The organism is Bradyrhizobium sp. USDA 223, assembly GCF_044909005.1.
Taxonomy (GTDB): domain Bacteria; phylum Pseudomonadota; class Alphaproteobacteria; order Rhizobiales; family Xanthobacteraceae; genus Bradyrhizobium; species Bradyrhizobium yuanmingense.
On the sequence record NZ_JBIYDR010000001.1, the window covers coordinates 5,272,459 to 5,297,690 of the forward strand.

Sequence of the window (25,232 nt, forward strand, 5' to 3'; positions counted from 1 at the left end):
ATAAGCGGAATTGGCGACGGGGCGATGCGGCGGATCGGGGGACGGGACATCGTTGCGGCAATCCTGATCGCGCTCCTTGCGGGCGCGGTCTTCACGTCCCCGCCGCTACAGGCGCTGCAAGGCCTCTCGCTCGACATCCTCACCGCGCTACGCGGGAAGATCATCGGCGAGCGTCGCGATCCCGCGACGTCGCCGGTTGTCGTCGTGGCGATCGACGGCGAAACCTACGAGACCCCGCCCTTCAAGGGATCGCCGACGCAGACCTGGACGCGCGAGATCGGCCGGGTGCTCGGCAGTATCAGCGACGGCGGCGCCAAGGTGATCGGCTTCGACGTCATCTTCAAGAACTCGATCGAGCAATCCGAGATTCCCTTTGGTGACGCGCCGCTCGGTGCCCGGATGCGCGGATTTGACCGGGACTATCTAATCGCGCTGCGGCAGATCTCCGACAACGGCAAGCTGGTGCTCGGCGAGATCCTGAGCAACGACCTTGCGGAAGTGCCCTACCGTGCGCAGCGACTGGCGGTGCGAAACAACGTCCGCGCGCTCAATGTCCACACCGACGCCGACGATGTCATCCGGCGGATGCCGCTCAGCTTCTCGATCGACGGCAAGCCGGTGCCCACAATGGCGGTCGAGCTCGCCGCCCGCGCGCTCGGCGAGAAGGTCGAGATGGCGCCATCCGGCGCGGCTGGGCTGTCCGGCTACGCAATCCCGAGCACTGTACCGAACACGCTGACGCTCAACTTCCGCGGCCTCAGTCGCGACGTTCCGACCTTCTCCTTTGGCGATCTGCGCGCCTGCGTCGAAAAAGGCGACCGCGATTTCTTCCGGCGCGCCTTCGAGGGCAAGGTCGTGCTGCTCGGGACCGTCCTCAACTTCGAGGATCGCAAGCTCACCTCGATGCGCCTGTCCGGCGGCCATGACGGAACGCCGTCGGCGCGATGTGCCCTGCCCGCGGCTGCGGACACCGCGGAAAGGGCCCGCAGCGACGTCGCCGGTGTGTTCGTGCACGCCGCTGCGGTCCGAAACCTGATCGAGCGCGATGCCGTGACCGAGCTCGGCTTTCCCTCGCGCACCCTTCTCACGATCGCGTTCGCGGCCGTCATCGCCTGCGCAGCCGGCGTGTTTGCGCCGAGTGGCGCCCTGATCGCCTGGCTCGGTCTCACGATCGTCTACGCGGTCGTTGCCGTCGGCGCATTCGTCCATGCCCTGGCGCTGCCGCTGACCGAGCCGGCGCTCGCCGGCCTTGCCGCGCTCGCGATCATGATCGGCTATCGCTTCGTGCTGGCCGACCGCGACGAGCGCTTCCTGCGCAAGAGCTTTGCCTTTTACCTCGCGCCCGAGGTGATCGAGACCATGGTCGCCTCCGGCAAGATGCCGGCGCTCGGCGGCGAGATGCGCAATGTCACCATGTTCTTCTCCGACCTCAGCGGCTTCTCGTCGATCGCCGAGACGATGACGCCGGTCGAGCTGGTGACGCTGATGAACGAATATCTGTCCGCCATGACCGACATCATCGAAGGCCATGGCGGTTACGTCGACAAATATATCGGCGATTCCATCGTCGCCATGTTCGGCGCCCCGGCCGACGATCCCGCCCACGCGCGCAATGCGGTGCGTGCTGCGCTGAAGTGCCACGAAAGGCTGGCCGAGCTCAATGAAGGCCATCCCGCCTTCGCCGGTCACGGCCTGTCGCACCGTATCGGGCTCAACAGTGGCGAAGCCGTGGTCGGCAATATCGGCTCGCGCCGCCGCTTCAACTACACCGTGATGAGCGACACCGTGAACGTCGCCTCGCGGCTCGAAGGCGCCAACAAATATTACGGCACCGCGATCATGGCCTCGGAAACCACGATGGCGCAGACTGGCGATAGCTTCGCCTGGCGCGAGCTCGATGCGATCAGGGTGCAGGGCCGCGGCGAGGCGATCAGGGTGTTCGAGCCGCTGGCGGAAACCGGCGCGGAAAGCGCCGAGCAGGCGAAGGTCGCCGCAGCCTATGCGGAAGGGCTGGCGTGCTGGCGGGCACGGGAGTTTGCCAAGGCGGCCGATGCGTTCGAGGGCGTCGCGAAGATCGATCCTGCGTCAGCCCGGTTCGCCAAGCGTGCGAACGTGCTGACGCAGACTCCGCCGCCGCCGGACTGGACACCGGTCAATACGCTGGAAGGAAAGTAGCAACCTCTTACCCTCCCCTGGAGGGGCCCTCCAGGGGAGGGTGAGAGTGATGATCGCCTAAAACGGCAGCCCCGTATAATTCTCCGCGAGCAGCCGCTGCGCCGTCTCGGACGAGAGCAGGTAGTCGAGCTCCGTCTGCTGCAGCCGATCCTCATATTCGATCCGGTCGGGGAAGCGGTGCAGCATCATCGTCATCCACCAGGAGAAGCGTTGCGCCTTCCAGATTCGCGCGAGCGCCTTGGCGGAATAGCCCTTGAGACCGGCATCGTCGCCGCTCTGATAATGCGCGAGCAGCGCGTGATAGAGATAGTAGATGTCCGATGCGGCGCTGTTCAATCCGCGCGCGCCGGTCGGCGGCACGATGTGCGCGGCATCGCCGGCGAGGAACAGGCGGCCATAGCTCATCGGCTCGGCGACGAAGCTGCGCAAGGGCGCGATGCTCTTTTCGATCGACGGACCCGTGATCAGGCGGCCGGCGACCTCGTCCGGCAGGCGGCGCTTCAGCTCGGCCCAGAACGCATCGTCGCTCCAGTCCTCCACCTTGTCGGTCAAAGGCACCTGGATGTAATAGCGGCTCAGCACCTGCGAGCGCAGCGAGCAGAGCGCAAAGCCGCGCTCGTGCTTCACGTAGATCAGCTCGGGCGATACCGGCTTCGTGCGCGACAGCACGCCGAGCCAGCCGAACGGATAGACCTTCTCATATTCGCGCAGCACGTCCTTCGGGATCGACTTGCGGCTGACGCCATGGAAGCCGTCGGCGCCGACGATGTAGTCGCAATCGACGCGGATCGTCTGCCCGTTCGAGCGATACGTCACATAGGGCCGATCCGACGTCAGATCGTGCGGCGTGACGTCCTCGGCATTGTGCACGACCTTGCCGCCGGCCCGGTCGCGCGCCTCGTAGAGGTCGCGCGTCAGCTCGGTCTGACCGTAGACCAGGACCGAATTGCCGCCGGAATGCTTGTGCAGGTCGATATGGGACAGCACGCCGTCATGGGCGATCTCGAACCCGTTGTGGATCTCGCCCTCGCGGTCCATCCGCTCGCCGCATTGCGCCTCGCGCATCAGCTTCGCAAAGCCGTGCTCGAGCACGCCGGCGCGGATCCGGGCCAGCACGTGGTCGCGGCTGTATTTCTCCAGCACGATGGTGTCGATGCCCTTGAGGTGCAGGAGCTGGGACAGCAACAGCCCGGACGGCCCCCCGCCGATGATACAGACCTGAACTTTCATTTTTGCGTCCTCCGTCGGCATTTTTTTGCATACGTTAAGCCTCAGACCGATGGAGGGTTTCGCCTTTGTCTTGTACTATTCGAACATGAAAAGCGCGGCCCCCGCCCCGGCCATCCGGGTCTACAATCTGTTCGGCGAGTCCGGCGATCTGCCCGATGTCGTGCATTGCGAGACGATCGCCTCGCGTTCGGTGCTGCACGACTGGACGCTGGCCGTGCACCGCCATGCCCGGCTGCACCAGGTGCTGCTGATCGAGCGCGGCGGCGGCGAGGCGACGCTCGACGGGCGCGTGGTGCCGCTGAGGCCAATGCAGGTCGTCAACGTGCCGGTCGGCCACGTCCACGGCTTCCGCTTCGTGCCCGATACGCAAGGGTGGGTGTTGACCATCGCCGCGGAGATTCTCGATGAAGCGCTGCTCGCCGCCGAGGGCCTGCGCGGTGCGCTGTCGCGGTCGGCCGTGGTGCGCGGCACGCCGCAGATCCGCGCCACGATGAAGCAGATCTTCGCCGAGCACGCCGCGCGCGACTTCGGCCGTGCGCATGTGCTCCGCGCCTTGTCGTCGGCCATGATCGGGCTCGTGGCCCGCGCGCTCACGGGCGAGGCCGGCGGCAACGGCACCGCGGAAAGCGGGTTGTTCCGCCGCTTCGAGGCGCTGCTGGAGCAGCATCATCTGGAGCGCTGGAGCGTCGCCGACTATGCCGAGGCGCTGTCGGTAACGCCGACGCATCTCAACCGGATCACGCGGGCGGCGACCGGCGACACCGCCTCGCATCTGATCCTCAACCGACTGATCCGGGAGGCGCGGCGCAACCTCGTCTACACCAACCTGCCGGTCTCGACGATTGCCTACGCCCTCGGCTTCGAGGACCCCGCCTATTTCAGCCGGGTCTACGCCGCCGCCACGGGCGTTTCGCCACGCGCGTTTCGCGCGCGGCTCCATGGCGGCGAAGGCTGAGGCACCGGACAAAGGACCGGGGCATGTCTGATCGACGCGCCGCGCAGAACCGCGATGTCTCTCGTTGCCACTTACCTTCGTATATAGCGCCCCATCCTTTGGATAGAGGCGCTTTACCTCCGTACAATTGAGCGGGGCACGCCCTCGCCCTAGCGTCACAGCATTCGGCGCCCTGGCGCTGGTGGCATGGAACCTCCCTAACCTCGGCGCAAGGCGGCCAACCCTGTCCGGTCGTCTGCGCCGCTTTTTCAGCAAGCCATCGGCGCGCTCAAGTATTTCCCGCCGATACGCCGCGCCATTTCGGCTGGACGGTCGGCTTTCGTGCCGAACCTGGGAGTTGTGCATAATGTCTTCGCTTGGGAAGAGCGCGCTCTTTATCGACGGCTCCAATTTCCATGCCACCGCTAAGGCGCTCGGCTTCGAGATCGACTACAGACGCCTGCTCAGTGAATTTCAAAGCCGAGCTACGCTGTTACGGGCCTTCTACTACACGACGATCATCGAGGATCAGGAATATTCGTCGATCCGCCCCTTGATCGATTGGCTCGACTACAACGGCTTCACCGTCGTCACCAAACTCGCCAAGGAGTTCGTCGACTCCGCTACCGGCCGCCGCAAGGTGAAGGGCAGCATGGATGTGGACCTCGCCGTAAGCGCGATGGAGCTTGCCCAGCACGTCGATCAGATCGTGTTGTGCTCGGGCGATGGGGACTTCCGTTCGCTGGTCGAAGCCTTGCAACGCCGCGGCGTCCGCGTGACCGTCGTCTCCACACTCTCCACTCAGCCGCCCATGATCGCCGACGACCTGCGCCGGCAGGCGGACATATTCATCGATCTGGTGGAGTTGAAACCAAAAGTGGGGCGCGATCCACCCGATCGACCTGTATCGCGCGAAATGCGGCAGCCACCGCAATTCCTCGCGCGCGGAACGATCAGGCGCGACGACCGGGTGGAATGATCGAAGGACGGCGGCCCGACACCTCACACGTCGAAGAACACCGTCTCCTCCGGCCCCTGCAGATTGATCGTGAAGGAATACACGACCTTGCCGGCGCGGTCGGTGCGCTTTGCGATCAGCGTTGCGCGCCGGGCCGGCTGCTCGATGAGGTTGAGCACGGGATCGGCGGCGTTGGCCGCTTCCTCGTCCGAGAAGTAGAGCCGCGTGTTGAGGCCGATGTTGATGCCGCGGGCGACGATCCAGAGGTTGACGTGCGGCGCGCATTTGCGCCCCGTCCTGTCGGTGATCGCGCCCGGCTTGATGGTCTCGAAGGTGACGAGGCCGCTGTCGAAGTCGGAGCCGGCGCGGCCCCAGCCGCGAAACTCGTCCTCCAGCGCGCCGGCGGAGCGATCGGCGGGATGGTTGTAGCGGCCGGCTGCATTGGCCTGCCAGATCTCCAGCAGCACGTCGCGCAGCGGCGTGCCGGTGCCGTCGAGCACCTTGCCCTCCAGCGTGATGCGCTCGCCTTTGGTGTTCGGGCTCACCAGCACGTTGGAAAAATTCGTCTCGAAGATGTCGAAGCCGGCCATCGCAGGGATCAGGCCGATATGGACGTAAGGCCCGGCGGTCTGCGAGGCGGTTTCCTTGAGATAACTGAGCGGTTGCGGCATGGACGTTAGTTCCCCGCGGTGCGATTTTCGAAATAGGTGGAGCGCTGGCCCCGCAGCACGATGTCGAAGCGGTAGGCGAGCGAGTCGAACGGCGTCGAGGCGTTGAGATCGAGCGGCGCCACGAGGCGGTCGAGCGCGTCCTTGTCCGGGATCGTCGTCAGGATCGGGCAGACCGGGATCAACGGATCGCCCTCGAAATACATCTGCGTGATCAGCCGCTGGGCAAAGCCCGAGCCGAACACCGAGAAGTGGATGTGGGCGGGGCGCCAGCTGTTGACGTAGTTGCGCCAGGGATAGGGGCCCGGCTTCACGGTGCGGAAGTAATAGTAGCCGGTGTCGTCGGTGAGCGCGCGGCCGCAGCCGCCGAAATTGGGGTCGATCGGCGCCAGATAGGTGTCCTTCTTGTGCCGGTAGCGGCCGCCGGCATTGGCCTGCCAGAACTCGACCAGCGTGTTCGGAACGCCCCGGCCGGTCTCGTCCAGCACGCGGCCATGGACGATGATGCGCTCGCCGACGGGATCGCCGTCCTTGGCGTAATTGCGGATCAAATCATTGTCGAGCGGGCCGAGATCGTTGTGGCCGAACACCGGCCCCGTGATCTCCGAGATCGAGTTCTCCAAGGACAGCAGCGACTGGCGCGGCGAGCGCAGCACCGAGGACTTGTAGCCTGGCGCATGCGCCGGCGGATGGATCGCGCGGTCGCGCTGGAAGAAGCCGCCGTCGCCGAGCGGCGGCGTCAAGGGCTCGGGACGATTGAGGCGGGGATCCCGCAAGGCTGGCGCCTGGGCATTCATCGGCGTTGTCTCTCCCTGGGAGCCCGGGGTCGGGCGGCTTATCGGGAGAGCATGAGCCAGCCTATTCTCAAGATAAATAGATGAATTATAATGAATTACATGAAGGAAATCGATCATTTGGCCCTCGACGGCCATGCCCTCGAGCTGTTCCTGGCGGTGCTGGAGGAAGGCTCGGTGACGGCGGCAGCGACGCGGCTCGGCCTCACCCAGTCTGCCGTCAGCCACGCCCTGAACAAGCTGCGACGCATTGCCGGCGATCCGCTGTTCGCCAAATCCGGCCGTGGCATCGTTGCGACGGCCCATGCGCAGGCACTGGCCAGCAAGGCACGCGCGCTGATCGACGAGATGCGCAGCTTTGCCGGTGGTGTCAGCTTCGCGCCGGAGGAGGCCCAGCTGTCGCTGACGATCTCCGCCAACGACTTCCAGCGCGACCTGCTGTTGCCGCGGTTCTTCGATCACGTCGCCGCACAAGTGAAGAGCCTGAACCTGCGCGTGATCCCCTCGCAATCGCCCTCGCCCGCGATGCTGCGCGAAAACCGCTGCGACCTCCTGATCACGCCGCTGCCGCCGTCGGGCGTCGACATCGTGCAGAAGCGGCTGCTGAGGGATCACTACGTCTGCTACTACGATCCCAAAGCGCGCGCCGCGCCGGCCAGCCGAAATGCCTATCTCGCGGCGCGTCACATCACCGTGGTCTATACCGACAATGAGCGGCTCGACTTCGACCGCCGGCTGGCAGCGAACGGGCTCCACCGCGACATCGCGATCTCCGTGCCGAGCTTCTCGGGCGTGCCGTCGTTTCTGCGCGGCTCACAGATGCTGGCGAGCATGCCGAGCCTGCTCGCGTCCGACGTAATGCGCGGCTTTGCGCAAACACCGATCCCGCTGGCGTCCCGCACGAAGACCCTGGCCGAGCTGCCGATGTTCATGGTCTGGCACCAGCGCTACCAGAAGGACCCGGCCCACCGCTGGGTCAGGAGCCAGCTCGAGGCCGTCGCGGCGACGGCCGCCACGTTCTGACCTGCCGTTCTCATGGCTTGATATCAGGCGCCGCGCTCCGCAAGACTGCCCTTCCCAAACCCACTGGTTGCGCAGGGGGAGCCGCGCTAAAATCCCCCCATGACAGTGACTGACATTGCGAACCGGACCTACAATCACAGCTGGCGGCTGGATCCCATTATCCGCAGCCTGCTCGATACCGACTTCTACAAACTATTGATGTTGCAGATGATTCGGGAGGACTACCCGAGTCAGAATGTGACCTTCTCGGTCATCAACCGCTCGCGCCATGTGCGGCTTGCCGAGATCATCGACGAGGGCGAGCTGCGCGCCCAGCTCGACCATGCCCGCACCATCCGCTTCACCAAGAAGGAGCTGATCTGGCTGGCCGGCAACACCTTCTACGGCAAGACCCATATGTTCTCGGCGGATTTCATCCGCTGGCTGGCGGAATTCCGCCTTCCCGAATACGAGCTGCGCAAGGTCGAGGGCCAGTACGAGCTGCATTTCCACGGACCCTGGACCCACACCACGATGTGGGAGATTCCGGCGCTTGCGATCCTCAACGAGCTGCGTTCGCGTGCGGCGATGAAGGGCCGCGGCCGCTTCGAGCTCGACGTGCTCTACGCCCGCGCCAAGGCCAAGTTGTGGACCAAGGTCGAACGGCTGCGCCAGCTCGAGAACCTGCGGCTCTCCGACTTCGGCACGCGTCGCCGCCACGGCTTCCTCTGGCAGCGCTGGTGCGTCGAGGCGGTGAAGGAAGGCCTCGGCCCCTCCTTCATCGGCACCTCCAACGTGCTGCTCGCGATGGACAACGATCTCGAAGCCATCGGCACCAACGCGCACGAGCTGCCGATGGTGGCCGCCGCGCTCGCCAGGGACGACGAGGAATTGCGCTGGGCGCCCTACCGCATTCTCGACCAGTGGCGTCAGACTTACGGCGGCAACCTCCTGATCGCGCTGCCCGACGCCTTCGGTACCAGGACCTTCCTCCGCGATGCACCGGAATGGGTCGCCGATTGGACCGGCTTCCGCCCCGACAGCGCGCCGCCGATTCAGGCCGGCGAGGAGATCATCGCCTGGTGGCAGAAGCAGGGTCGCAACCCCAAGGACAAGCTGCTCGTCTTCTCCGACGCGATGGACGTCGGCTCGATCGAGGACACCTATCGCCACTTCGCAGGGCGCGTGCGGCTCTCCTTTGGCTGGGGCACCAACCTCACCAACGATTTCGTCGGCTGCACGCCGGACGGCTCAATCAGCCTCGATCCGATCTCGCTGGTCTGCAAGGTCTCATCGGTCGACGGCCGTCCGGCCGTCAAGCTCTCCGACAATCCGGAGAAGGCGACCGGCCTGCCCTCGGAAATCGAGCGTTATCTGCGCGTGTTCGGCGACGCCGGTCGCGTGCGCAAGCCGGTGCTGGTGTAGGACACACGTCCACGGAGAGTGTGTAGCGCCCGTCCGCCGCTACGTCGTCATTGCGAGGAGCTCTTGCGACGAAGCAATCCAGAATGATGCCGCGGAGGCAGGCTGGACTGCTTCGCTGCGCTCGCAATGATGAAGCATTGGTTCGCGATATCGCATCAGCTCCGATTTCGCGGCATTTGAAACGATCTGCGCGCATCCACGTCACATTACCTTCACCCTCCGTCACAATCCCTCGCGCGTTTCAGGTCGAGTTAAGCAACCATCTCGTCTACTTTGCGTTGCAGGCGCAACGCCCTCTAGGGCGCGTCGATCGACTTGGGGACTGGTGTGTTTCGCAGAACAGCGGCGTCGGCGGAGGGCGGCAACCTCCTTCACGTCATCAAGCTCGTCTCGCCTTTCGTGATGGTCGTCGTGCTGCAGGCGGCGATCGCCGGATTCAGTCTCGAGGTGATGTCGTCAGTCCGCGCCTATGTCGCCGGCGAAGCACTCTGGTCGCGCTCGCAGAAGAACGCAGTCTACTTCCTCAATCTCTATCTGCATTCGGGCGAACCGAGCCAGTTCGCGCAATATCAGGCTTCACTCGCCGTCCCCATCGGCGACGAGTTCGCACGCTGGGCGCTGGAACGCGATCCGGTCGACGTCGAGGCCGCCCGCGTCGGCTTTCTGCAAGGCGGCAACCATCCCGATGACGTCCCGGGACTGATCTGGCTGTTTCGCTATTTCAATCGCGTCAGCTTCCTCCAGGACGCAATCAGGGAATGGGCCGCCACCGATCCCATGCTGCTGGAGCTCAGCGTGTTCGGCGAGGTCATTCGATCCGAGCTGAAGAAAGGTCCCATTCAGGACGACGACCGCCTGCAATTCCTGTCGTCGCGGCTATCGGAGCTCAATGCCCAGTTCACGGTGCATGCCAAGCAATTCTCCACCGTCCTCGGCGAAGGATCCCGGGCGATCAAGCTGACGCTGACGGGCATCAACATCCTCACCGCCGCGGCGCTGATCCTGCTCCTGATCTGGCATACGCGGCGCCTGGTGCGGCAACGGCAGACCTTCGAAGACGCCTTGCATGCCGAGAAGGAGCGCTTGGCCTGGCAGGCATCGCATGATTGGTTGACCGGCCTCTCCAACCGCCGCGCCTTCGAGGCGCGCCTGCAAGCCGAGCTGGACAATGCCGCGGCGGGTGCGCTCGCCCTCATCCTGCTCGACCTCGACCAGTTCAAGAGCGTCAACGACAGTTGCGGCCACCTCGCCGGCGACCGCCTGCTCTGCCAGGTCTCGCGCCTGCTGCAGCAGGACCGGCATGCGCATGATCTGGTGGCCCGGCTCGGCGGCGACGAATTCGGCCTGATCCTGCCGCGATGCTCGCCCTTCGATGCCGTCGACATCGCCGAGCGTCTGCGCCGGTCGCTGGAGCTGTTCAATTTCGCCTGGGACGACCGTTGCTTTGCCGTGACCGCCAGCATCGGCGTCGCCTGCATCGCCGACGGCAACATCACGCTCGAGGATGCGATGCGACGCGCGGATGCCGCCTGCTACCGCGCCAAGGAAAAGGGCCGCAACCGCGTTCAGGTCGAGAATGGGCGATCGGACGTTGTCGTCGTTGCGCCGCGCCCGCGCGAAGCGGTCGCGGCACGAGGGTAATGGCGTCGTCACCGCAGGGGCCGAATTCCAAGTCCTGCGAGATGGGTGTCGATGAATTGTTCGATCTGCTGGCGCAGCATCTGCGACGGCACGGCCACCATGCGCTCCTCTAGGCCGAGCGAGATGATGCCATGCACGGCGGAAAACAGCGTGCGTGACAGCAGCGCGATCTTCACGTCGTCCGCATCCGGCAATAGCCGCACCAGGGGCGGATGCATCAGCGCGAACGCATCCATCACCATCTGGAGGATGTCGTCCGGATAGGGGCGATCGTCCTCCATCCGATGCTCGAACAGGGAGCGCAGCAAATTGGCGTGCGCGGCGAAGAAGTCGAGATAAGTCTCGGCGAGCCCATAGAGCTGGCGGACCGGATCCTCGGCAGGAACAGCACGGAGTCGGGCCGTGAGCGCCTGAACCGTTTCCCGGTTCACCGTCAGAATGACCCCGTCGAAGTCGCCAAACTCGTTATAGACGCTGCCGACCGAGCAGCCGGCAGCCTCGGCAACATCCCGAACCTTCAATGATCTCAACCCCTTAGCTGAGATGATGCCGCGGGCGATCTCGACGATATGGAGCCGGCGGCGAAATTTTTTCTGATCGCGCCGCGATTCTTCTTGAACATTGTTCATTTTCAAGCTACTCATGTGAACATTGTTCAATTTAACCTGGAGACCTGGAAAATGCAAACCCTTGCTGTCGAGATCGCCACCACCTTCGTCGATGACGCCGCCGCCCTTGTCGCCGGCTTTGGCCGGGCCCTGCTGCGGCTGGCCATGGCGCCGATCAATCGCATCGCCAATGCCTGCGACGTCGCAGGTGTGCTCGCCGAGCGCCGGGCGACCTTCCGGCTGTGGCGGACCAATCGTGCCCGTGCGCGTCAGGAGCAGCGCCGGTTCAGCCTGCTCGGCCGCTTCTCGCCGTTTCGCCACCTCGCCCATCTCACCTGAGGCACGTGCACGCGGGTCGGCTCGAATGCAAGCGCCGGCTGCAAGGATGGACTTAACCATGTCCGGACGGGCGTGGCCGATCCGGCGGATTTCGACGATGCGGGTCAGTCTTTCCTTCATCGCCCGGCGCCATATCCGGGCGAGCGAGGCCGCTCCGCCCGGCCTCGACCGGATATTTGCGAACCTAACGATGCCGATTGGAGACCAACAGGATCGGAGGAACCGAGGGGACAGAGCAGGCCAGCAACTTGGTTGCCGCGCAATCGTTCGCCCTATGCTTCCGGTCGTGACGTTTCACAGACAACGTAACAACCTCAGTCTGCCTTGCCAAAACAGGACTAGTCATGATCAGGGAATTGATGTCGTCACGCCGCTTCGCGCCGCTGTTCTGGGCGCAATTCTTCTCGGCGCTCAATGACAACGTGCTCAAGAACGCGCTCGTCATCATCCTGCTCTACAGCGCCGCGACGAGCCATGGCGATGCGCTGGTGACGGTGGCAGGCGCCGTCTTCATCTTCCCCTACTTCATCCTGTCCGGGCTCGGCGGCCAGCTCGCCGACAAATACGTCAAATCCGTCGTCGCAAGGCGGCTCAAATTCGTCGAGATCTTCGCAGCTTGCTTCGCCGCTGCCGGCTTCTTCCTGCATTCGGTGCCGCTGCTGTTCGCGGCGCTCGCGCTGTTCGGCACCATCGCCGCCCTGTTCGGTCCCGTGAAGTATGCGATGCTACCGGACCAGCTCGAGCTCGGCGAACTCGCGACCGGCAACGCGCTGGTCGAAGGCGCGACCTTCATGGCGATCCTGCTCGGCACCGTCGCCGGCGGCCAGTTCGTGGCCGGCTCCGCGCATATGGGCTGGGTCGCATCGGCCGTGGTCGGGCTGGCCGTGTTGTCGTGGGCGTTCGCCTCCCGCATCCCGCAGACGACGCCCTCCGCGCCTGAGCTGCCCGTCGATGCCAATCCCTGGACCTCGACGGTGAGCCTGCTCAGGACGCTTCGTGCCGACCATCGCCTCTGGGACGGCACCGTGATCGTCTCCTGGTTCTGGCTGGTCGGCGCCATCGTGCTGTCACTGCTGCCGGCGCTGATCAAGGACGTCGTCGGCGGCACCGAGGGCGTGGTGACGCTGTGCCTTGCGATCTTCGCGATCGGCATCGCCATCGGCTCGCTGTTTGCCGCCAGCCTCAGCCACGTTCGCCCGAACCTCGCGCTGGTGCCGATCGGCGCCATCATCATGGGCTTTGCGGGCCTCGATCTCGCCTTCGCCATCGGCGTCACCGCCAAGGGGCAGGACATCACCGCGCTCGGCTTTGCGACCTCGTTCGCCGGCTTGCGCATGCTGGCCGACTTCGTCGCCTTCGCGTTCGGCGGCGGCCTGTTCGTCGTTCCGTCCTTTGCAGCGGTGCAGGCCTGGTCGCAACCTTCCGAACGCGCCCGCATCATCGCCGCCGGCAACGTGCTGCAGGCCGCCTTCATGGTGGTCGGCTCGCTGTTCGTCGCGCTGCTGCAGGCGGCCGGTCTGCATATCGGCTGGATCTTCTTCGGCCTCGGCGTCGCCAGCTTCGGCGCGGTGTGGTTCGTGCTGACCAAGTGGGGCAAGGAGGGCGTGCGCGACGCCGGCGGGCTTCTGTTCCGTGCCCTGTTCCGTACCGAGGTGCGCGGCCTCGAAAACCTGCCGCCTCCGGGAACGCGCATGCTGATCGCGCCCAACCATGTCAGCCTGATCGACGGCCCGTTGCTGCACGCCGTGCTGCCGATCGACGCGAGCTTTGCAGTCGATACCGGCATCGCCAAGGCCTGGTGGGCCAAACCGTTCCTGCGCGCCGTCAAGCACTACACCATGGATCCGACCAAGCCGCTGGCCGCACGCGACCTGATCAAGCTCGTCGCCGCGGGCGAGCCCGTCGTGATCTTCCCGGAAGGACGGATCACCGTCTCGGGCTCGCTGATGAAGGTGTATGACGGCACCGCGATGATCGCGGACAAGGCCGACGCCGTGGTCGTGCCGGTCCGCATCGAAGGCGCGCAGCGCTCCTATCTCAGCTATCTCAACTCCAGCCAGATCAAGCGGTCCTGGTTTCCGCGCGTGACGGTCACGATCCTGCCGCCGGTCAAGCTTCCGGTCGACGAAACGCTCAAGGGCAAGGCACGCCGCAACGCCGCCGGTGCCGCGCTGCAGGACGTCATGATCGACGCCCTCGTCAAGAACGCCATGCTCGATCACACGCTGTTCGAGGCACTCGGACACGCCTATCGCGACCGCGACACCGGCAAGGTCATCATCGAGGACGCGCTCGGCACCAAGCTGACCTATCGCAAGCTGATCCTCGGCGCGCAGGTGCTGAGCCGGAAGCTGGAGAGCGGCACCGCAATCGGCGAGAATGTCGGCGTGCTGCTGCCGAACTCCGCGGGCGTTGCCGTCGTCTTCATGGCGCTGCAGAACAGCGGCCGGGTGCCGGCGATGCTCAACTTCTCGGCCGGGCCGGTCAATGTGCTCGCCGCGATGAAGGCCGCGCAGGTCAAGACCGTGCTGACGTCGAAGGCCTTCATCGAGAAAGGCAAGCTCGACAAGCTGATGACCGCGATCGCGGCGGAAGCGCGCGTCGTCTATCTCGAGGACGTCCGCGCCTCGATCGGCCTCGCCGACAAGATCAAGGGCCTGCTTGCCGGCACCATGCCGCGCGTGCCCCGCCAGGCCAACGATCCCGCCGTCGTGCTGTTCACCTCGGGCTCGGAAGGCACGCCGAAGGGCGTGGTGCTGTCCCATCGCAACATCCTCGCCAACGCGGCGCAGGCGCTGGCGCGGGTCGACGCCAATGCCAACGACAAGGTGTTCAACGTGCTGCCGGTGTTCCACTCGTTTGGACTCACGGGCGGAATGATGATGCCGATGCTGGCGGGCATTCCGATCTACATGTATCCCTCGCCGCTGCACTACCGGATCGTGCCCGAGCTGATCTACCAGACCGGCGCCACGATCCTGTTCGGCACCGACACGTTCCTGACCGGCTATGCCCGCTCGGCGCACGCTTACGACTTCCGCACCCTGCGCCTCGTCATCGCCGGCGCCGAGGCGGTCAAGGATCGCACGCGACAGGTGTTCATGGAGCGCTACGGCATCCGCATCCTCGAAGGCTATGGCGTCACCGAGACGGCGCCGGTGCTGGCGATGAACACGCCGATGGCCAACCGTCCCGGCACCGTCGGGCGCCTGTCACCGCTGATGGAAAGCCGTCTCGATCCGGTCCCCGGCATCGAGGAAGGCGGACGCCTCTCGGTGCGCGGCCCGAACGTGATGCTCGGTTACCTCAGGGCCGAAAATCCCGGCGTGCTCGAAACGCTCCCCGACGGCTGGCACGACACCGGCGACATCGTTTCGATCGACGCGGCCGGCTTCATCACCATCAAGGGCCGCGCCAAGCGCTTTGCCAAGATCGCGGGCGAAATGGTCTCGCTGTCGGCAGTCGAAGCCATCGCGGCGTCGCTATGGCCGCAGGCGGCATCCGTCGCCGTGTCGATCCCCGACCAGCGCAAGGGCGAGCGCATCGTGCTGCTGACGACCGAGAAGAACGCCGAGCGCAGTGCGATGCAGGCCCAGGCCAAGGCGATCGGCGCCTCCGAGCTGACCGTGCCCGCTGCGATCATGGTGGTCGACAAGGTGCCGTTGCTCGGCACCGGCAAGACCGACTATGTCACGGCCACGACGATGGCGCGCGAGCAGGCATCCCCGCCGGAGCGCGAGGTGGCGTAAGAGGTTGCGAGACGGGCGGCGCGCGGGTCACGCCGCCGTCCGCCGCTCCTGCGCATAGCGCACCAGCGCGGCGAAGCGATAAAGGCCGTGCACGAACTTGCCGTAGGGCATGGTGATGAACAATGCGAACACGGCACCGAGATGCAGCGCGAGCAGCGGCCCCATCGCGCTCGTCTCGCGCAGCACCAACAGCAGCATTCCGGTGAGCCCGGTCAGGAACAGCATGGCGATGAAGCCGACATCCATGCCGTAGCTGACCTCGTCGAGCAGCGCGGGGTCGCGCCGCATCCTGGCGGTGAACAGGCCGATCGGCCCGACGATCAGGCCGATGCCGCCGAGCGTGCCGAGCACCACAGGCAGGTCCCACCACGGATAGGGCGCCTCGCGGCCGAGCAGATAATGATAGAGCGTCGCCACCGAGGTCGCTGCGAAGCACAGCAGGAAGCCGTAGAAGGTCAGGTGGTGATAGAGCTTGCGCCGATCGGTGGGCTTGTCGTCCTCGTTGTAGCAGCCGACGCCGCCGCCATGGAGATAGCGCAGCTCGCCGGCGTCGCGGACCGCCTGAAAGATCGAGCCGCCGTCAGCGCGGCCGCCGATCGGTGTGCCGATGTCGCGCCAGAAGGCACGCACGCTCATGACGAGTGCGAGGATCGCGTAGAGGAATGCGGCGCCAAACAGCGCGACCATCGCGTTGTGCGGCATCAGCTTGTAGAAGGCGCCGGGGCCGGTATGCACGCCGAACAGCACGCTGCGGTCGTTCACGGCCACAAAGCCGAGGATGAAGGCAGCCATGCTGAGCGCGGCGGTGATGCTGATGACGAGGCCGTTGCGCGCAAATGTGCCGGAGAGCGCCCGCGGCCAGGCATAGGCCGCATAGGACTCCGCGCGCGCAACCGCCAGCGTCTTCGGGACGTTGACGTTGAATTCGTGAGGCGGCGAGAACTGGCAGTCGACATAGCAGGCGCCGCAGGAATGGCAGAGATTGGCGAGGTAGTTGAGATCGCCGTCCGAGAAGGCGCGGCGCATCTCCATGGCCGGAAACACCGCGCACAGGCCCTCGCAATAGCGGCAGGAATTGCAGACCGTCATCAGACGGTCGGCTTCGTCCAAAATTCTAGTTCCGTGCATGTTTCGCCGCTTCCCGTCCTGCGATCCGCCCGAAAACGCTGCCGATGGTCATGCCCATGCCGGCCGCATAACCCTTGCCGAGCACATTGCCGGCCATGATCTCGCCGGCCGCGAACATGTTAGCGGACGGCTTGCCGTCCTTCATCAGCATTCGCGCCTCCTTGTTCACGCGCGTGCCGAGATAGGTGAAGGTGATGCCGGGCCGCACCGGATAGGCGAGAAAAGGCGGCGTCTCGATCCGGCGCGCCCAATGCGTTTTGGGCGGCGTAATGCCCTCCGTCACGCAATCATCCAGAATGGTGTGGTCGAAGGTCCCGGGCCGCACCGCGGCGTTGAACTCGGTGATGGTCTTTTCCAGCGCGACCGGATCGAGCGCGAGCTTGCCGGCGAGCTCCGCAATCGTCTGCCCGGCGATAGGCGAAAACAACGTCGGCATGAAGCTGGTCACGACGGTGGAATCGAAGATGATGTAGGCGATCTGGTCGGGCTGCGCCGCGACCAGCCGGCCCCAGATCGCGTAGCGCTTCGGCCAGATGTCCTCGCCCTCGTCGTAGAAGCGCTGGGCGTGCTTGTTGACGACGATGCCGAACACGACGGAGTCGTGCCGCGTGATGATGCCGCCGTCGAATTTCGGCGCGCGGGCATCGATCGCGACCGCATGACATTGGGTGGGATCGCCGACCTCCTGCACGCCCTTGTCGAGCAGCATCTTCAGGATGGAGCCGCGATTATACGGCGTGCCGCGGATCAGGAAGTTGTCGGCGGCCTCGCCCCAATATTGCTTCAGCCATTCGATGTTGGCCTCGAACCCGCCGGCCGCCGCAACCAGCGAGGTAGCACGGACTTCGGTCTCGCCCTCGATCGGCCGCTTCAGGCGCGCGGCGAGGAACTGGCCGTCCTCGATCACGAGATCGGTCACCTCGGCGTCGTATTCGACGGCGACGCCGAGCCGCTCGGCGGTCAGATACAGCGCGTTCAGCATGGCCCGGCCGCCGCCGAGGAAAAAAGAATTGGTGCGGCCGAGGCCGAGCGTGCCGCCCAGCGAAGGCTGCCAACGCACGCCCTGCTCCACGATCCAGTTCAGGATGTCCTTGGATTCGCGGATCATATGGCGCGCCAGCACCTCGTCGGTTTGCCCGCCGGTGACGCGCAGCAGGTCCTCCCAGAACTCCTCCTCGGTATAGGGTCCAGTCAGGATTTCGGTCGCGGCGTCATGGGCGCAGCGCATGTTGCGGGTGTGCCGGGTGTTGCCGCCGCGGTAGAATTTTGGTGCGGCCTCGAGCACCAGCACTGACGCTCCGCCGCGCCGCGCGCTGATCGCCGCGCACAGGGCCGCATTGCCGCCGCCGATCACCAGCACGTCGTATTTGCTGCTCATCCCGTCTGCCCGATGCGGCGAAGTTGGAGACATTTTTCCCGCAATCGGCCTCAATCCGCCATTGCGCACTTTTGTATACAAAGATATACATTGATGGTGCAAGCGGCGTCTCTGCATGGCAGGATGCGCGTCGAGGGATAATGGCCAGGCGTCCGGCAGGCTCAAGTGGAACGATCGCACGCGGCGGCGGCGTTGCGCTCGGCGAAGCCGTGTTCCGCTCGCTGTGCGAGGCGCTCCAGGCCGGCAGCTACCGCGCCGGCGACCGGCTGCGCGAGGAAGAGGTCGCCCGGCGGCTGAAGGTCAGTCGCACGCCGGTGCGGGAAGCGCTGGGCCGGCTCGCCGCGCGCGGCTTCGTCGCGCCTGCCGGCGGCCGCGGGCTGATCGTGCGCAATCTGGACATTTCCGAAGTGCTCGAGCTCTACGCCATGCGCGAGATCATGGAAGGCGCCGCCGCGCGCCTGGCCGCCGCGCACGCTTCTCCGCCGGAGATCGACGCGCTCCGCGATATCGAGCAGGCCTTCGTCGAAGCGAACGATGCCGCCGAAATGGCAAGGCTCAACCGTGGCTTCCACGAGACCATCTGCCGCGCGGCGCGCAACCGCTATCTCGACAACGCCTCGCGGGAATTGCAGGACTGGATCGCCCTGCTCGGCCCGACCACGTTCACGGTCACTGGCCGCCCCAGGACGAGCCATGGCGAGCATCAGGCGATCATTGCAGCCATCGCCGCGCGCGACGGCGACAAGGCCGAGCAGCTCGCTCGCGCGCATATTCGCGAGGCGCTGCGCTGCCGGCTGAAATTGTTGCAGAAGCAATAAGCCGATCGCCGACGCGATCACGCCTCGAACACACGTATCAGGAGCCAATATCCGCCGAGCAGACCGATCCCGCCGGACATGGCGTACACCAGCCCCGCCGCCCGCGCCGGCTCCTCCCGGCCGGCCGCGGTCAGCCTGTCCAACAAGCCGAGCGCCGGCAACATCAGCGCGACGATCGCGATCTGCCCGATCTCGACGCCGACATTGAAGGCAGCCAGCGCTGGAACGATCGCATCCGGCGGCAGGCCGATCTCGCGAAGCACGCCGGCGAAGCCGAAGCCGTGGATCAAGCCGAACAGAAAAGCCACACGCCAGCGCCGGTCGACGTCGCGCGAAAAGAAGTTCTCGACCGCGACGAACACGATCGAAGCCGCAATCGCGGGCTCCACGATGCGGCTCGGGATGACCAGGATGTTCAACGCCGCCAGCGACAACGTCAACGAATGGGCGATGGTGAAGGCGGTGACGATCTTGATGACCGGAACGAGCCTGCGTGCCCACAAGACGACTGCAACCAGAAATGCGATGTGATCGTAGCCGAGGAAGATGTGCTCGATTCCGGTGACGACATAGCGCTGCATCGTCGTCCACAGCGACGGCGGCGCGGTTGAAAGCGTGACCGTCGTGTTGCCGACATCGAGCAAGGCCTGTTTTTCCGACCGGCCCTGGGCAATCAGCACGATCTGACGCGCGGCCGGGTCCTTTTCGGTCAGCACGGTGGAGCGATAGATGATATCGCCGGCGGCGGCGGCGCAGGCAAAGCTATTGCGATAGATGATACCGTCGCCGTCGGCCAGGATCGCGGCATCTCCAGCAACACAGGCCTTGGCACCGCCTGTAACAGCCAGGTGCGTCCTCATATAGGCGAGGATGGCGGATCTGGCCGCTTCCACCGCGGCAGGATCGACCGCATCCCGTCTCGCATCATAGATCTTCCTACCGACCAGACGATCGACATCGCTGCCCTTCAATCCGAGCTCGACGTTCACCGTGCGATCAGGGCTCAGCGCTACCCGCGCCGTGACGAGGTTGACCTCATGCGCCTCTGCCGGAAACGCAAGGCCGAGCAGCACCGCGAGCCACGCCAGAAGCGGCTGCCTCATGATCCTGCTCCATCGCTCATGCCAGCACATCCGCCACGACCGCCTTCAGAACATCCCGCACGCCGGTGGGCTTCATCCGCACCTGCAAGCCGCGCTGGCCACCGTTGAGATAGACGAGATCATGCGCAAGCGCGCTCTGCTCGATCACGGTGCGCACAGGCTTGCGCTGCCCGAACGGGCTGATGCCGCCGACCTTGTAGCCGGTGACGCGCTCGGCCTCGGGCGGCTTCATCATCTGCGCCGACTTGCCGCTCGCCGCCGCCGCCAGCTTCTTCATCGAGACTTCCTGGTCGGACGGCACGACCACGCAGACCGGCTTGCCGTCGACCAGCGCCATCAGCGTCTTCAGGACGCGCGCCGGGTCCTCGCCGAGCGCGGCCGCCGCCTGGAGCCCGATGCTCTCGGCGTCGGGATCATAGTCATAGGTGTGAACGGTGAAGGCAACACCGGCGGCCGCGAGTGCGCGTGTGGCGGGGGTGACTTTGGACATGGACGGTATTTACCACCGTCATTGCGAGGAGCGAAGCAACGAAGCATCGACTGTGTGGGACAACCTAGCACCGCAATAGCTGTCATCGCCCGGCTTGACCGGGCGATCCAGTATTCCGCGACGTCTGCGATTGAACCGAAAGGCCGCGGTGTACTGGATTCCCCGCCGTCGCGGGGAATGACACCCGTTTTGTGGCAAGCCTCGTGCGCGATGACGAGGCATCCCCTTATTCCGCGGCGTCCCGCATCTCGGCGCGCTCGGCCCGCGCTGCGCAGAACTTGAACTCCGGGATCTTGCCGAACGGGTCCAGCGCCGGGTTGGTGAGCAGGTTCGCCGCCGCCTCGGCGTAGCAGAACGGCATGAACACCATGTTCTCCGGCACGTCGCGGTCTGAGCGGACCTTGACCTCGACGGCGCCGCGGCGGGTCTCCAGGCGAATGAAATCGCCGGGCACCAGCTTCTTCTTGCGCATGTCCTTTGGCGACATGAACGCGACCGCCTCGGGCTCGATCTGGTCGAGCACCTGGGCGCGGCGCGTCATCGAGCCGGTGTGCCAGTGCTCCAGCACGCGGCCGGTCGAGAGCACCATCGGATATTCGTCGTCGGGAATCTCGTCCGGCGGGATGACCTTGGCCGGCACGATCTTGCCGCGGCCGCTCGCGGTCGGGAAGCCCGTGGTGAAGATGATCTCGTTGCCGGGCTTGTTCGGATCGTCGACCGGATAGGTCACCGCGCCTTCGCGCACCAGCCGCTCCCAGGTGATGTTCTTCAGCGACGGCATCAGCTCTGCCATCTCGGTGAAGACGTCGCCGGGTCCGGCATAGTTCCACGGCAGGCCCATGCGCTTGCCGATCTCCTGGATGATCCAGAGATCCTGGCGCGCATCGCCGGGCGGCTTGATCACCTGACGCGCCAGCTGCACGCGGCGGTCGGTGTTGGTGAAGGAGCCGTCCTTCTCGGCGAAGGCCGAGGCCGGCAGGATCACGTCGGCGTGGAACGCAGTCTCGGTGACGAAGAGGTCCTGCACCACGAGATGATCGAGCATTGCGAGCGCCTGGCGCGCGTGCTGCAGATCGGGATCGGACATCGCGGGATTCTCGCCCTCGATATACATGCCCGTGATCTCGCCGGCATGGATCGCGTTCATGATTTCGACCACGGTCAGGCCGCGGACGGGATCGAGATCCTGCTGCCAGAGCTTTTCGAAACTGCCGCGCAGATCGTCGCGGCCGACCGGCTGGTAGTCCGGCAGGAACATCGGGATCAGGCCGGCATCGGAAGCGCCCTGCACGTTGTTCTGGCCGCGCAGCGGATGCAGGCCGGTGCCGGGACGGCCGACCTGACCGGTGATCAGCGCGAGCGCAATCAGGCAGCGTGCATTGTCGGTGCCATGGACGTGCTGGCTGATGCCCATACCCCAGAAGATGATCGACGATTTCGCGCGCGCATAGGTGCGCGCCACCTCGCGCAAGGTCTGCGCGGGGATGCCGCAGATCGGCTCCATCTTCTCCGGCGTGAACTCCTTGATCTTCTCCTTGAGGTCCTCAAAACCCTCGGTGTAGCCGGCGATGTACTGGTCGTCGGTCAGGCCTTCGGTGATGATCGTGTTGATCATCGCGTTCAGCATGGCGACGTCGGACCCCGGCTTGAACTGCAGATGCTTGGTCGCATGCCGCGACAGCGACTGCCGGCGCGGATCCATCACGAACAGTTTTGCGCCGTTCTGCTTGACCGCGTTCTTGATGAACGTCGCCGCAACCGGATGGTTCACCGTCGGATTGGCGCCGATCACGATGATGACCTCGGCGTCCATGGCAGCAGAGAACGGTGCCGACACCGCGCCCGAGCTGAGGCCTTCGAACAGCGCCGCCACCGACGAAGCGTGACAAAGACGCGTGCAGTGGTCGACGTTGTTGGAGCCGAAGCCGGTGCGCACCAGCTTCTGGAACAGATAGGCCTCTTCGTTCGAGCCCTTGGCCGAACCGAAGCCGGCCAGCGCTTTCACGCCCTTCTCGTCGCGGATCTTGACGAGGCCCTTGGCGGCGATGTCGAGCGCTTCCTCCCAGCTCGCCTCGCGGAAATGCGTGAACGGATTCGCCGGATCGACCTGGTCGTTGGCGTCCTTCTTCGCGTTCGGCAGCCGCACCAGCGGCTTCGTTAGGCGATGCGGATGGTGGATGTAGTCGAAGCCGAAGCGCCCCTTCACACAGAGGCGATTGTGATTGGCGGGGCCGTCGCGGCCTTCCGCATAGATCACCTTCTCGTCCTTGACCTCATAGGTGACCTGGCAGCCGACGCCGCAGAACGGGCAGAGCGAATCGACCTTCTTGTCGGCATAGGTGACGCGCGTCTGCTTGTCGTCGAGCATCACGGCCGGCATCAAGGCGCCGGTCGGGCAGGCCTGCACGCATTCGCCGCAGGCAACGCAGGTCGACTCGCCCATGGGGTCGTCGAAGTCGAATACGATCTTGGCGCCGGCATTGCGGTAGGCCATGCCGATGACGTCGTTGACCTGGACCTCGCGGCAGGCGCGCACGCAGAGGCCGCACTGGATGCAGGCATCGAGATTGACGCGCATCGCCGGATGGCTGGCATCGGTGGCCCAGCGCTCGGCGGCGGGAAAGCGGCTCTCGGTGACGCCAGTAGTCTCGGCCCAATGCCAGAACTTCGAATCCGGATCGTGGCTGGTCTCGCGCGCCGGCTGGTCGGCGACGAGCAGCTCCATCACCATTTTTTGCGCAGCAGTCGCGCGGGCGCTCTCGGTCTTCACCTTCATGCCGACCGACGGCGTGCGCTTGCAGGATGCGGCGAGCACGCGCTCGCCCTCGATCTCGACCATGCAGGCGCGGCAATTGCCGTCGGGGCGATAGTCCGGCGCCGGCGAATAGCAGAGGTGCGGAATGTCGCGGCCCTGCCGCTTTGCGACCTGCCAGATCGTCTCGCCGGGCTTGGCCTCGACCTGCTTGCCATCGAGTTCGAACGTAATCTTGGTCATTCGGCCGCTTCCTTGAACTCGTCAGGGAAATATTTGATCACGGAAGACAGCGGATTCGATGCCGCCTGTCCGAGCCCGCAGATCGAGGCATCGCGCATCGCCTGGCTCAATTCTTCCAGCAAGGCACGGTTCCAGACCGGCCTTTGCATCAGCAGCGCCGCCTTCTGGGTGCCGACGCGGCACGGCGTGCACTGGCCGCAGCTCTCGTCCTCGAAGAACTTCATCAGGTTCAGTGCGGCCGACCGCACGCTGTCCTTGTGCGACAGGATCACGATCGCAGCCGAGCCGATGAAGCAGCCGTATTTCTCCAGCGTGCCGAAATCGAGCGGGATGTCGTCCATCGCTGCAGGCAAAATGCCGCCAGACGCACCGCCCGGCAGATAGGCGTAGAACTGGTGGCCGTCGGCCATGCCGCCGCAATATTCCTCGATCAGCTCGCGCACGGTGATGCCCGCGGGCGCGAGCTTCATGCCGGGATTCTTGACGCGGCCCGAGACCGAGAAGCTGCGCAGGCCGTGACGCTCGTGGCGGCCATGGCCCTTCCACCAATCGGCACCCTTCTCGACGATGTCGCGCACCCACCACAGCGTCTCGATATTGTTGATCAGCGTCGGCAGGCCGAACAGGCCAACCTGGAACGGGTAAGGCGGCTTGTGCCGGGGCAGGCCGCGCTTGCCCTCGATGCTCTCCAGCAGCGAGGATTCCTCGCCGCAGATGTAAGCGCCGGCGCCGCGCCGCAGATGCAGCGTCGGGCCGCCCGGCGGAAGCTTGGCGATCTCGCGCTGGAGGATCTCGCGCGAGGCCGGATATTCGTCGCGCAGATAGATATAGACGTCGGATGCCTGCACCACGTGGGCGCCGATCAGCATGCCCTCGATGAAGCGATGCGGATCGGTTTCGAGGTAATAGCGGTCCTTGAACGTGCCGGGCTCACCCTCGTCGCCGTTGATCGCCATCAGCCGCGGTCCGGGCTCGCCGAGCACGGCGCGCCATTTGCGCCCGGTGGGGAAGCCGGCGCCGCCAAGGCCGCGCAGCGAAGCGTCGTCGAGCGCTTTCAGGAGATCGTCCTTCGACAATTCGCCGGAGCGCAGACGATTGAGCAGCTTGTAGCCGCCACCGGCAACGTAGGAATCGTACTCGGTATACTTGGGCAGATGCGTATGAGTATCGCCGACCTTTGCCGCCGCCATCACATCGGCGACGGTCGCGTGGTCGACGAAATTGTGCCCGACCTCGGCGGCCGGCGCTGTGTCGCAGCGGCCGACGCAGGGCGCGCGCACGACGCGGATGCCGGGACCTGACGCGCTCTGTAGATCTTCGAGCAGGTTCTCGCCGCCAAGCATCGCGCAGGTGAGCGAATCGCAGACGCGGATCGTCAGCGGGGGTATGTCGGGCTCGCCTTCCTTCACCACGTCGAAATGCGGCGTAGAAGGTCGCCGTCTCGAACACCTCGGCGAAGGCGAGCTTCATCTCGTCGGCGAGTGCGGCCAGATGCGCCGCCGAGATCTGGTGATACTTGTCCTGGATCAGGTGCAGATATTCGATCAACAGATCGCGTCGTCGCGGCCTGTCGCCGAGCAACAGCTCGATCTCGTGCGCGGCCGTGGGATCGACCTGCCGCCCCTTGGGAGTCGCCTTGGCGCGTCGGCGTCCCTCACCGGGATGCTCGAAGGAGCGGACCTTGTGCACGTCCTCATGGCTCATCGCTTCGTCTCGATCTCGTCCTTATCAGGACTCCACTTCTATCCCTTGGCATGCCAGATGCCAAGAAAATTATCACGCTGGCGGAAGTGGTTA

The 25,232-nt window shown here is 65.2% G+C and carries 17 protein-coding genes and 1 pseudogene; 8 read left to right on the top strand and 10 right to left on the bottom strand.

Translation table 11 applies throughout. The features are described 5' to 3' along the window. The first annotated feature begins 24 nt into the window (after positions 1-24). A complete protein-coding gene (locus ABIA40_RS24455; protein ID WP_404543569.1) occupies positions 25-2,175 on the top strand; it encodes a CHASE2 domain-containing protein in 2,151 nt (716 codons plus the stop codon). A gap of 57 nt (positions 2,176-2,232) precedes the next feature. On the opposite strand, the gene pobA is transcribed toward ABIA40_RS24455, so the two are convergent. Beyond that, positions 2,233-3,405, bottom strand: a complete 1,173-nt coding sequence (gene pobA, locus ABIA40_RS24460) for a 4-hydroxybenzoate 3-monooxygenase (RefSeq protein WP_404543571.1) — start codon at positions 3,403-3,405, stop codon at positions 2,233-2,235. A gap of 49 nt (positions 3,406-3,454) precedes the next feature. Here pobA and ABIA40_RS24465 point away from each other — a divergent pair, with 49 nt between their 5' ends. Together ABIA40_RS24465 and ABIA40_RS24470 are read left to right on the top strand one after the other, a co-directional pair. Continuing rightward, complete coding sequence (locus tag ABIA40_RS24465) at positions 3,455-4,360, top strand: helix-turn-helix domain-containing protein (protein WP_404543572.1); 906 nt, start codon at positions 3,455-3,457, stop codon at positions 4,358-4,360. A 346-nt stretch (positions 4,361-4,706) separates the two neighbouring features. Further along, positions 4,707-5,318 carry an NYN domain-containing protein gene (locus tag ABIA40_RS24470; protein ID WP_036035558.1) on the top strand — a complete coding sequence of 204 codons (612 nt, stop codon included), beginning with the start codon at positions 4,707-4,709 and terminating at the stop codon, positions 5,316-5,318. A gap of 23 nt (positions 5,319-5,341) precedes the next feature. Here the strand turns inward: ABIA40_RS24470 and pcaG are convergent, their stop codons facing one another. Next, entirely contained in the window at positions 5,342-5,968 is a 627-nt protein-coding gene (pcaG, locus tag ABIA40_RS24475; protein ID WP_404543574.1) for a protocatechuate 3,4-dioxygenase subunit alpha, read from the bottom strand. A gap of 5 nt (positions 5,969-5,973) precedes the next feature. Further along, positions 5,974-6,762: a protocatechuate 3,4-dioxygenase subunit beta gene (gene pcaH, locus ABIA40_RS24480; protein WP_036026596.1), complete on the bottom strand. Its 789-nt coding sequence runs from the start codon at positions 6,760-6,762 to the stop codon at positions 5,974-5,976. Between the two features lie 90 nt (positions 6,763-6,852). Here pcaH and ABIA40_RS24485 point away from each other — a divergent pair, with 90 nt between their 5' ends. From ABIA40_RS24485 to ABIA40_RS24495, 3 genes are all read left to right on the top strand, one after another. Further along, a complete protein-coding gene (locus ABIA40_RS24485; protein WP_404543576.1) occupies positions 6,853-7,782 on the top strand; it encodes a LysR family transcriptional regulator in 930 nt (309 codons plus the stop codon). 99 nt (positions 7,783-7,881) lie between these two features. Next, positions 7,882-9,186, top strand: a complete 1,305-nt coding sequence (gene pncB / locus ABIA40_RS24490) for a nicotinate phosphoribosyltransferase (RefSeq protein ID WP_036011351.1) — start codon at positions 7,882-7,884, stop codon at positions 9,184-9,186. A gap of 327 nt (positions 9,187-9,513) precedes the next feature. After that, a complete protein-coding gene (locus tag ABIA40_RS24495) occupies positions 9,514-10,827 on the top strand; it encodes a GGDEF domain-containing protein (protein WP_404543577.1) in 1,314 nt (437 codons plus the stop codon). Positions 10,828-10,835: 8 nt separating this feature from the next. Here ABIA40_RS24495 and ABIA40_RS24500 read toward each other — a convergent pair whose 3' ends face one another. Continuing rightward, positions 10,836-11,456 (bottom strand): TetR/AcrR family transcriptional regulator, encoded by a 621-nt coding sequence (locus ABIA40_RS24500; RefSeq protein ID WP_404546344.1) that lies wholly within the window; start codon positions 11,454-11,456, stop codon positions 10,836-10,838. Between the two features lie 662 nt (positions 11,457-12,118). Between ABIA40_RS24500 and ABIA40_RS24505 the strand changes: the two genes are divergently transcribed. Further along, complete coding sequence (locus tag ABIA40_RS24505) at positions 12,119-15,523, top strand: acyl-[ACP]--phospholipid O-acyltransferase (protein WP_404543579.1); 3,405 nt, start codon at positions 12,119-12,121, stop codon at positions 15,521-15,523. 27 nt (positions 15,524-15,550) lie between these two features. Here the strand turns inward: ABIA40_RS24505 and tcuB are convergent, their stop codons facing one another. Then, entirely contained in the window at positions 15,551-16,651 is a 1,101-nt protein-coding gene (gene tcuB / locus ABIA40_RS24510) for a tricarballylate utilization 4Fe-4S protein TcuB (RefSeq protein WP_404543581.1), read from the bottom strand. Then, positions 16,638-18,029 carry an FAD-dependent tricarballylate dehydrogenase TcuA gene (tcuA, locus tag ABIA40_RS24515; protein WP_404543583.1) on the bottom strand — a complete coding sequence of 464 codons (1,392 nt, stop codon included), beginning with the start codon at positions 18,027-18,029 and terminating at the stop codon, positions 16,638-16,640. The genes tcuB and tcuA overlap by 14 nt, the downstream gene beginning before the upstream one ends. A gap of 140 nt (positions 18,030-18,169) precedes the next feature. On the opposite strand from tcuA, the gene ABIA40_RS24520 reads away from it, so the two are divergent. Next, positions 18,170-18,847 (top strand): GntR family transcriptional regulator, encoded by a 678-nt coding sequence (locus tag ABIA40_RS24520; RefSeq protein ID WP_404543585.1) that lies wholly within the window; start codon positions 18,170-18,172, stop codon positions 18,845-18,847. Between the two features lie 17 nt (positions 18,848-18,864). Here ABIA40_RS24520 and ABIA40_RS24525 read toward each other — a convergent pair whose 3' ends face one another. From ABIA40_RS24525 to ABIA40_RS24540, 4 genes and pseudogenes are all read right to left on the bottom strand, one after another. After that, positions 18,865-19,950, bottom strand: coding sequence for a HupE/UreJ family protein (locus tag ABIA40_RS24525; protein ID WP_404543586.1), 1,086 nt, complete (start codon positions 19,948-19,950; stop codon positions 18,865-18,867). Between the two features lie 16 nt (positions 19,951-19,966). Further along, positions 19,967-20,440 carry a Cys-tRNA(Pro) deacylase gene (ybaK, locus tag ABIA40_RS24530; protein WP_157285465.1) on the bottom strand — a complete coding sequence of 158 codons (474 nt, stop codon included), beginning with the start codon at positions 20,438-20,440 and terminating at the stop codon, positions 19,967-19,969. A gap of 226 nt (positions 20,441-20,666) precedes the next feature. Next, positions 20,667-23,435, bottom strand: coding sequence for a formate dehydrogenase subunit alpha (fdhF, locus tag ABIA40_RS24535; protein WP_157285464.1), 2,769 nt, complete (start codon positions 23,433-23,435; stop codon positions 20,667-20,669). After that, positions 23,432-25,139, bottom strand: a pseudogene (locus tag ABIA40_RS24540) (NADH-ubiquinone oxidoreductase-F iron-sulfur binding region domain-containing protein). Before ABIA40_RS24540 ends, fdhF begins: the two are co-directional and overlap by 4 nt. Positions 25,140-25,232 lie beyond the last annotated feature (93 nt).

Coding starts and splice junctions, on each gene's coding strand:
- pobA (WP_404543571.1), bottom strand. CDS start 3,405: ATGAAAGTTCAGGTCTGTATCATCGGCGGGGGGCCGTCCGGGCTGTTG.
- ABIA40_RS24470 (WP_036035558.1), top strand. CDS start 4,707: ATGTCTTCGCTTGGGAAGAGCGCGCTCTTTATCGACGGCTCCAATTTC.
- ABIA40_RS24500 (WP_404546344.1), bottom strand. CDS start 11,456: ATGAACAATGTTCAAGAAGAATCGCGGCGCGATCAGAAAAAATTTCGC.
- ABIA40_RS24505 (WP_404543579.1), top strand. CDS start 12,119: ATGATCAGGGAATTGATGTCGTCACGCCGCTTCGCGCCGCTGTTCTGG.
- ABIA40_RS24465 (WP_404543572.1), top strand. CDS start 3,455: ATGGAGGGTTTCGCCTTTGTCTTGTACTATTCGAACATGAAAAGCGCG.
- pcaG (WP_404543574.1), bottom strand. CDS start 5,968: ATGCCGCAACCGCTCAGTTATCTCAAGGAAACCGCCTCGCAGACCGCC.
- pncB (WP_036011351.1), top strand. CDS start 7,882: ATGACAGTGACTGACATTGCGAACCGGACCTACAATCACAGCTGGCGG.
- tcuB (WP_404543581.1), bottom strand. CDS start 16,651: ATGCACGGAACTAGAATTTTGGACGAAGCCGACCGTCTGATGACGGTC.
- pcaH (WP_036026596.1), bottom strand. CDS start 6,762: ATGAATGCCCAGGCGCCAGCCTTGCGGGATCCCCGCCTCAATCGTCCC.
- ABIA40_RS24520 (WP_404543585.1), top strand. CDS start 18,170: ATGGCCAGGCGTCCGGCAGGCTCAAGTGGAACGATCGCACGCGGCGGC.
- ybaK (WP_157285465.1), bottom strand. CDS start 20,440: ATGTCCAAAGTCACCCCCGCCACACGCGCACTCGCGGCCGCCGGTGTT.
- tcuA (WP_404543583.1), bottom strand. CDS start 18,029: ATGAGCAGCAAATACGACGTGCTGGTGATCGGCGGCGGCAATGCGGCC.
- fdhF (WP_157285464.1), bottom strand. CDS start 23,435: ATGACCAAGATTACGTTCGAACTCGATGGCAAGCAGGTCGAGGCCAAG.
- ABIA40_RS24525 (WP_404543586.1), bottom strand. CDS start 19,950: ATGAGGCAGCCGCTTCTGGCGTGGCTCGCGGTGCTGCTCGGCCTTGCG.
- ABIA40_RS24455 (WP_404543569.1), top strand. CDS start 25: ATGCGGCGGATCGGGGGACGGGACATCGTTGCGGCAATCCTGATCGCG.
- ABIA40_RS24485 (WP_404543576.1), top strand. CDS start 6,853: ATGAATTACATGAAGGAAATCGATCATTTGGCCCTCGACGGCCATGCC.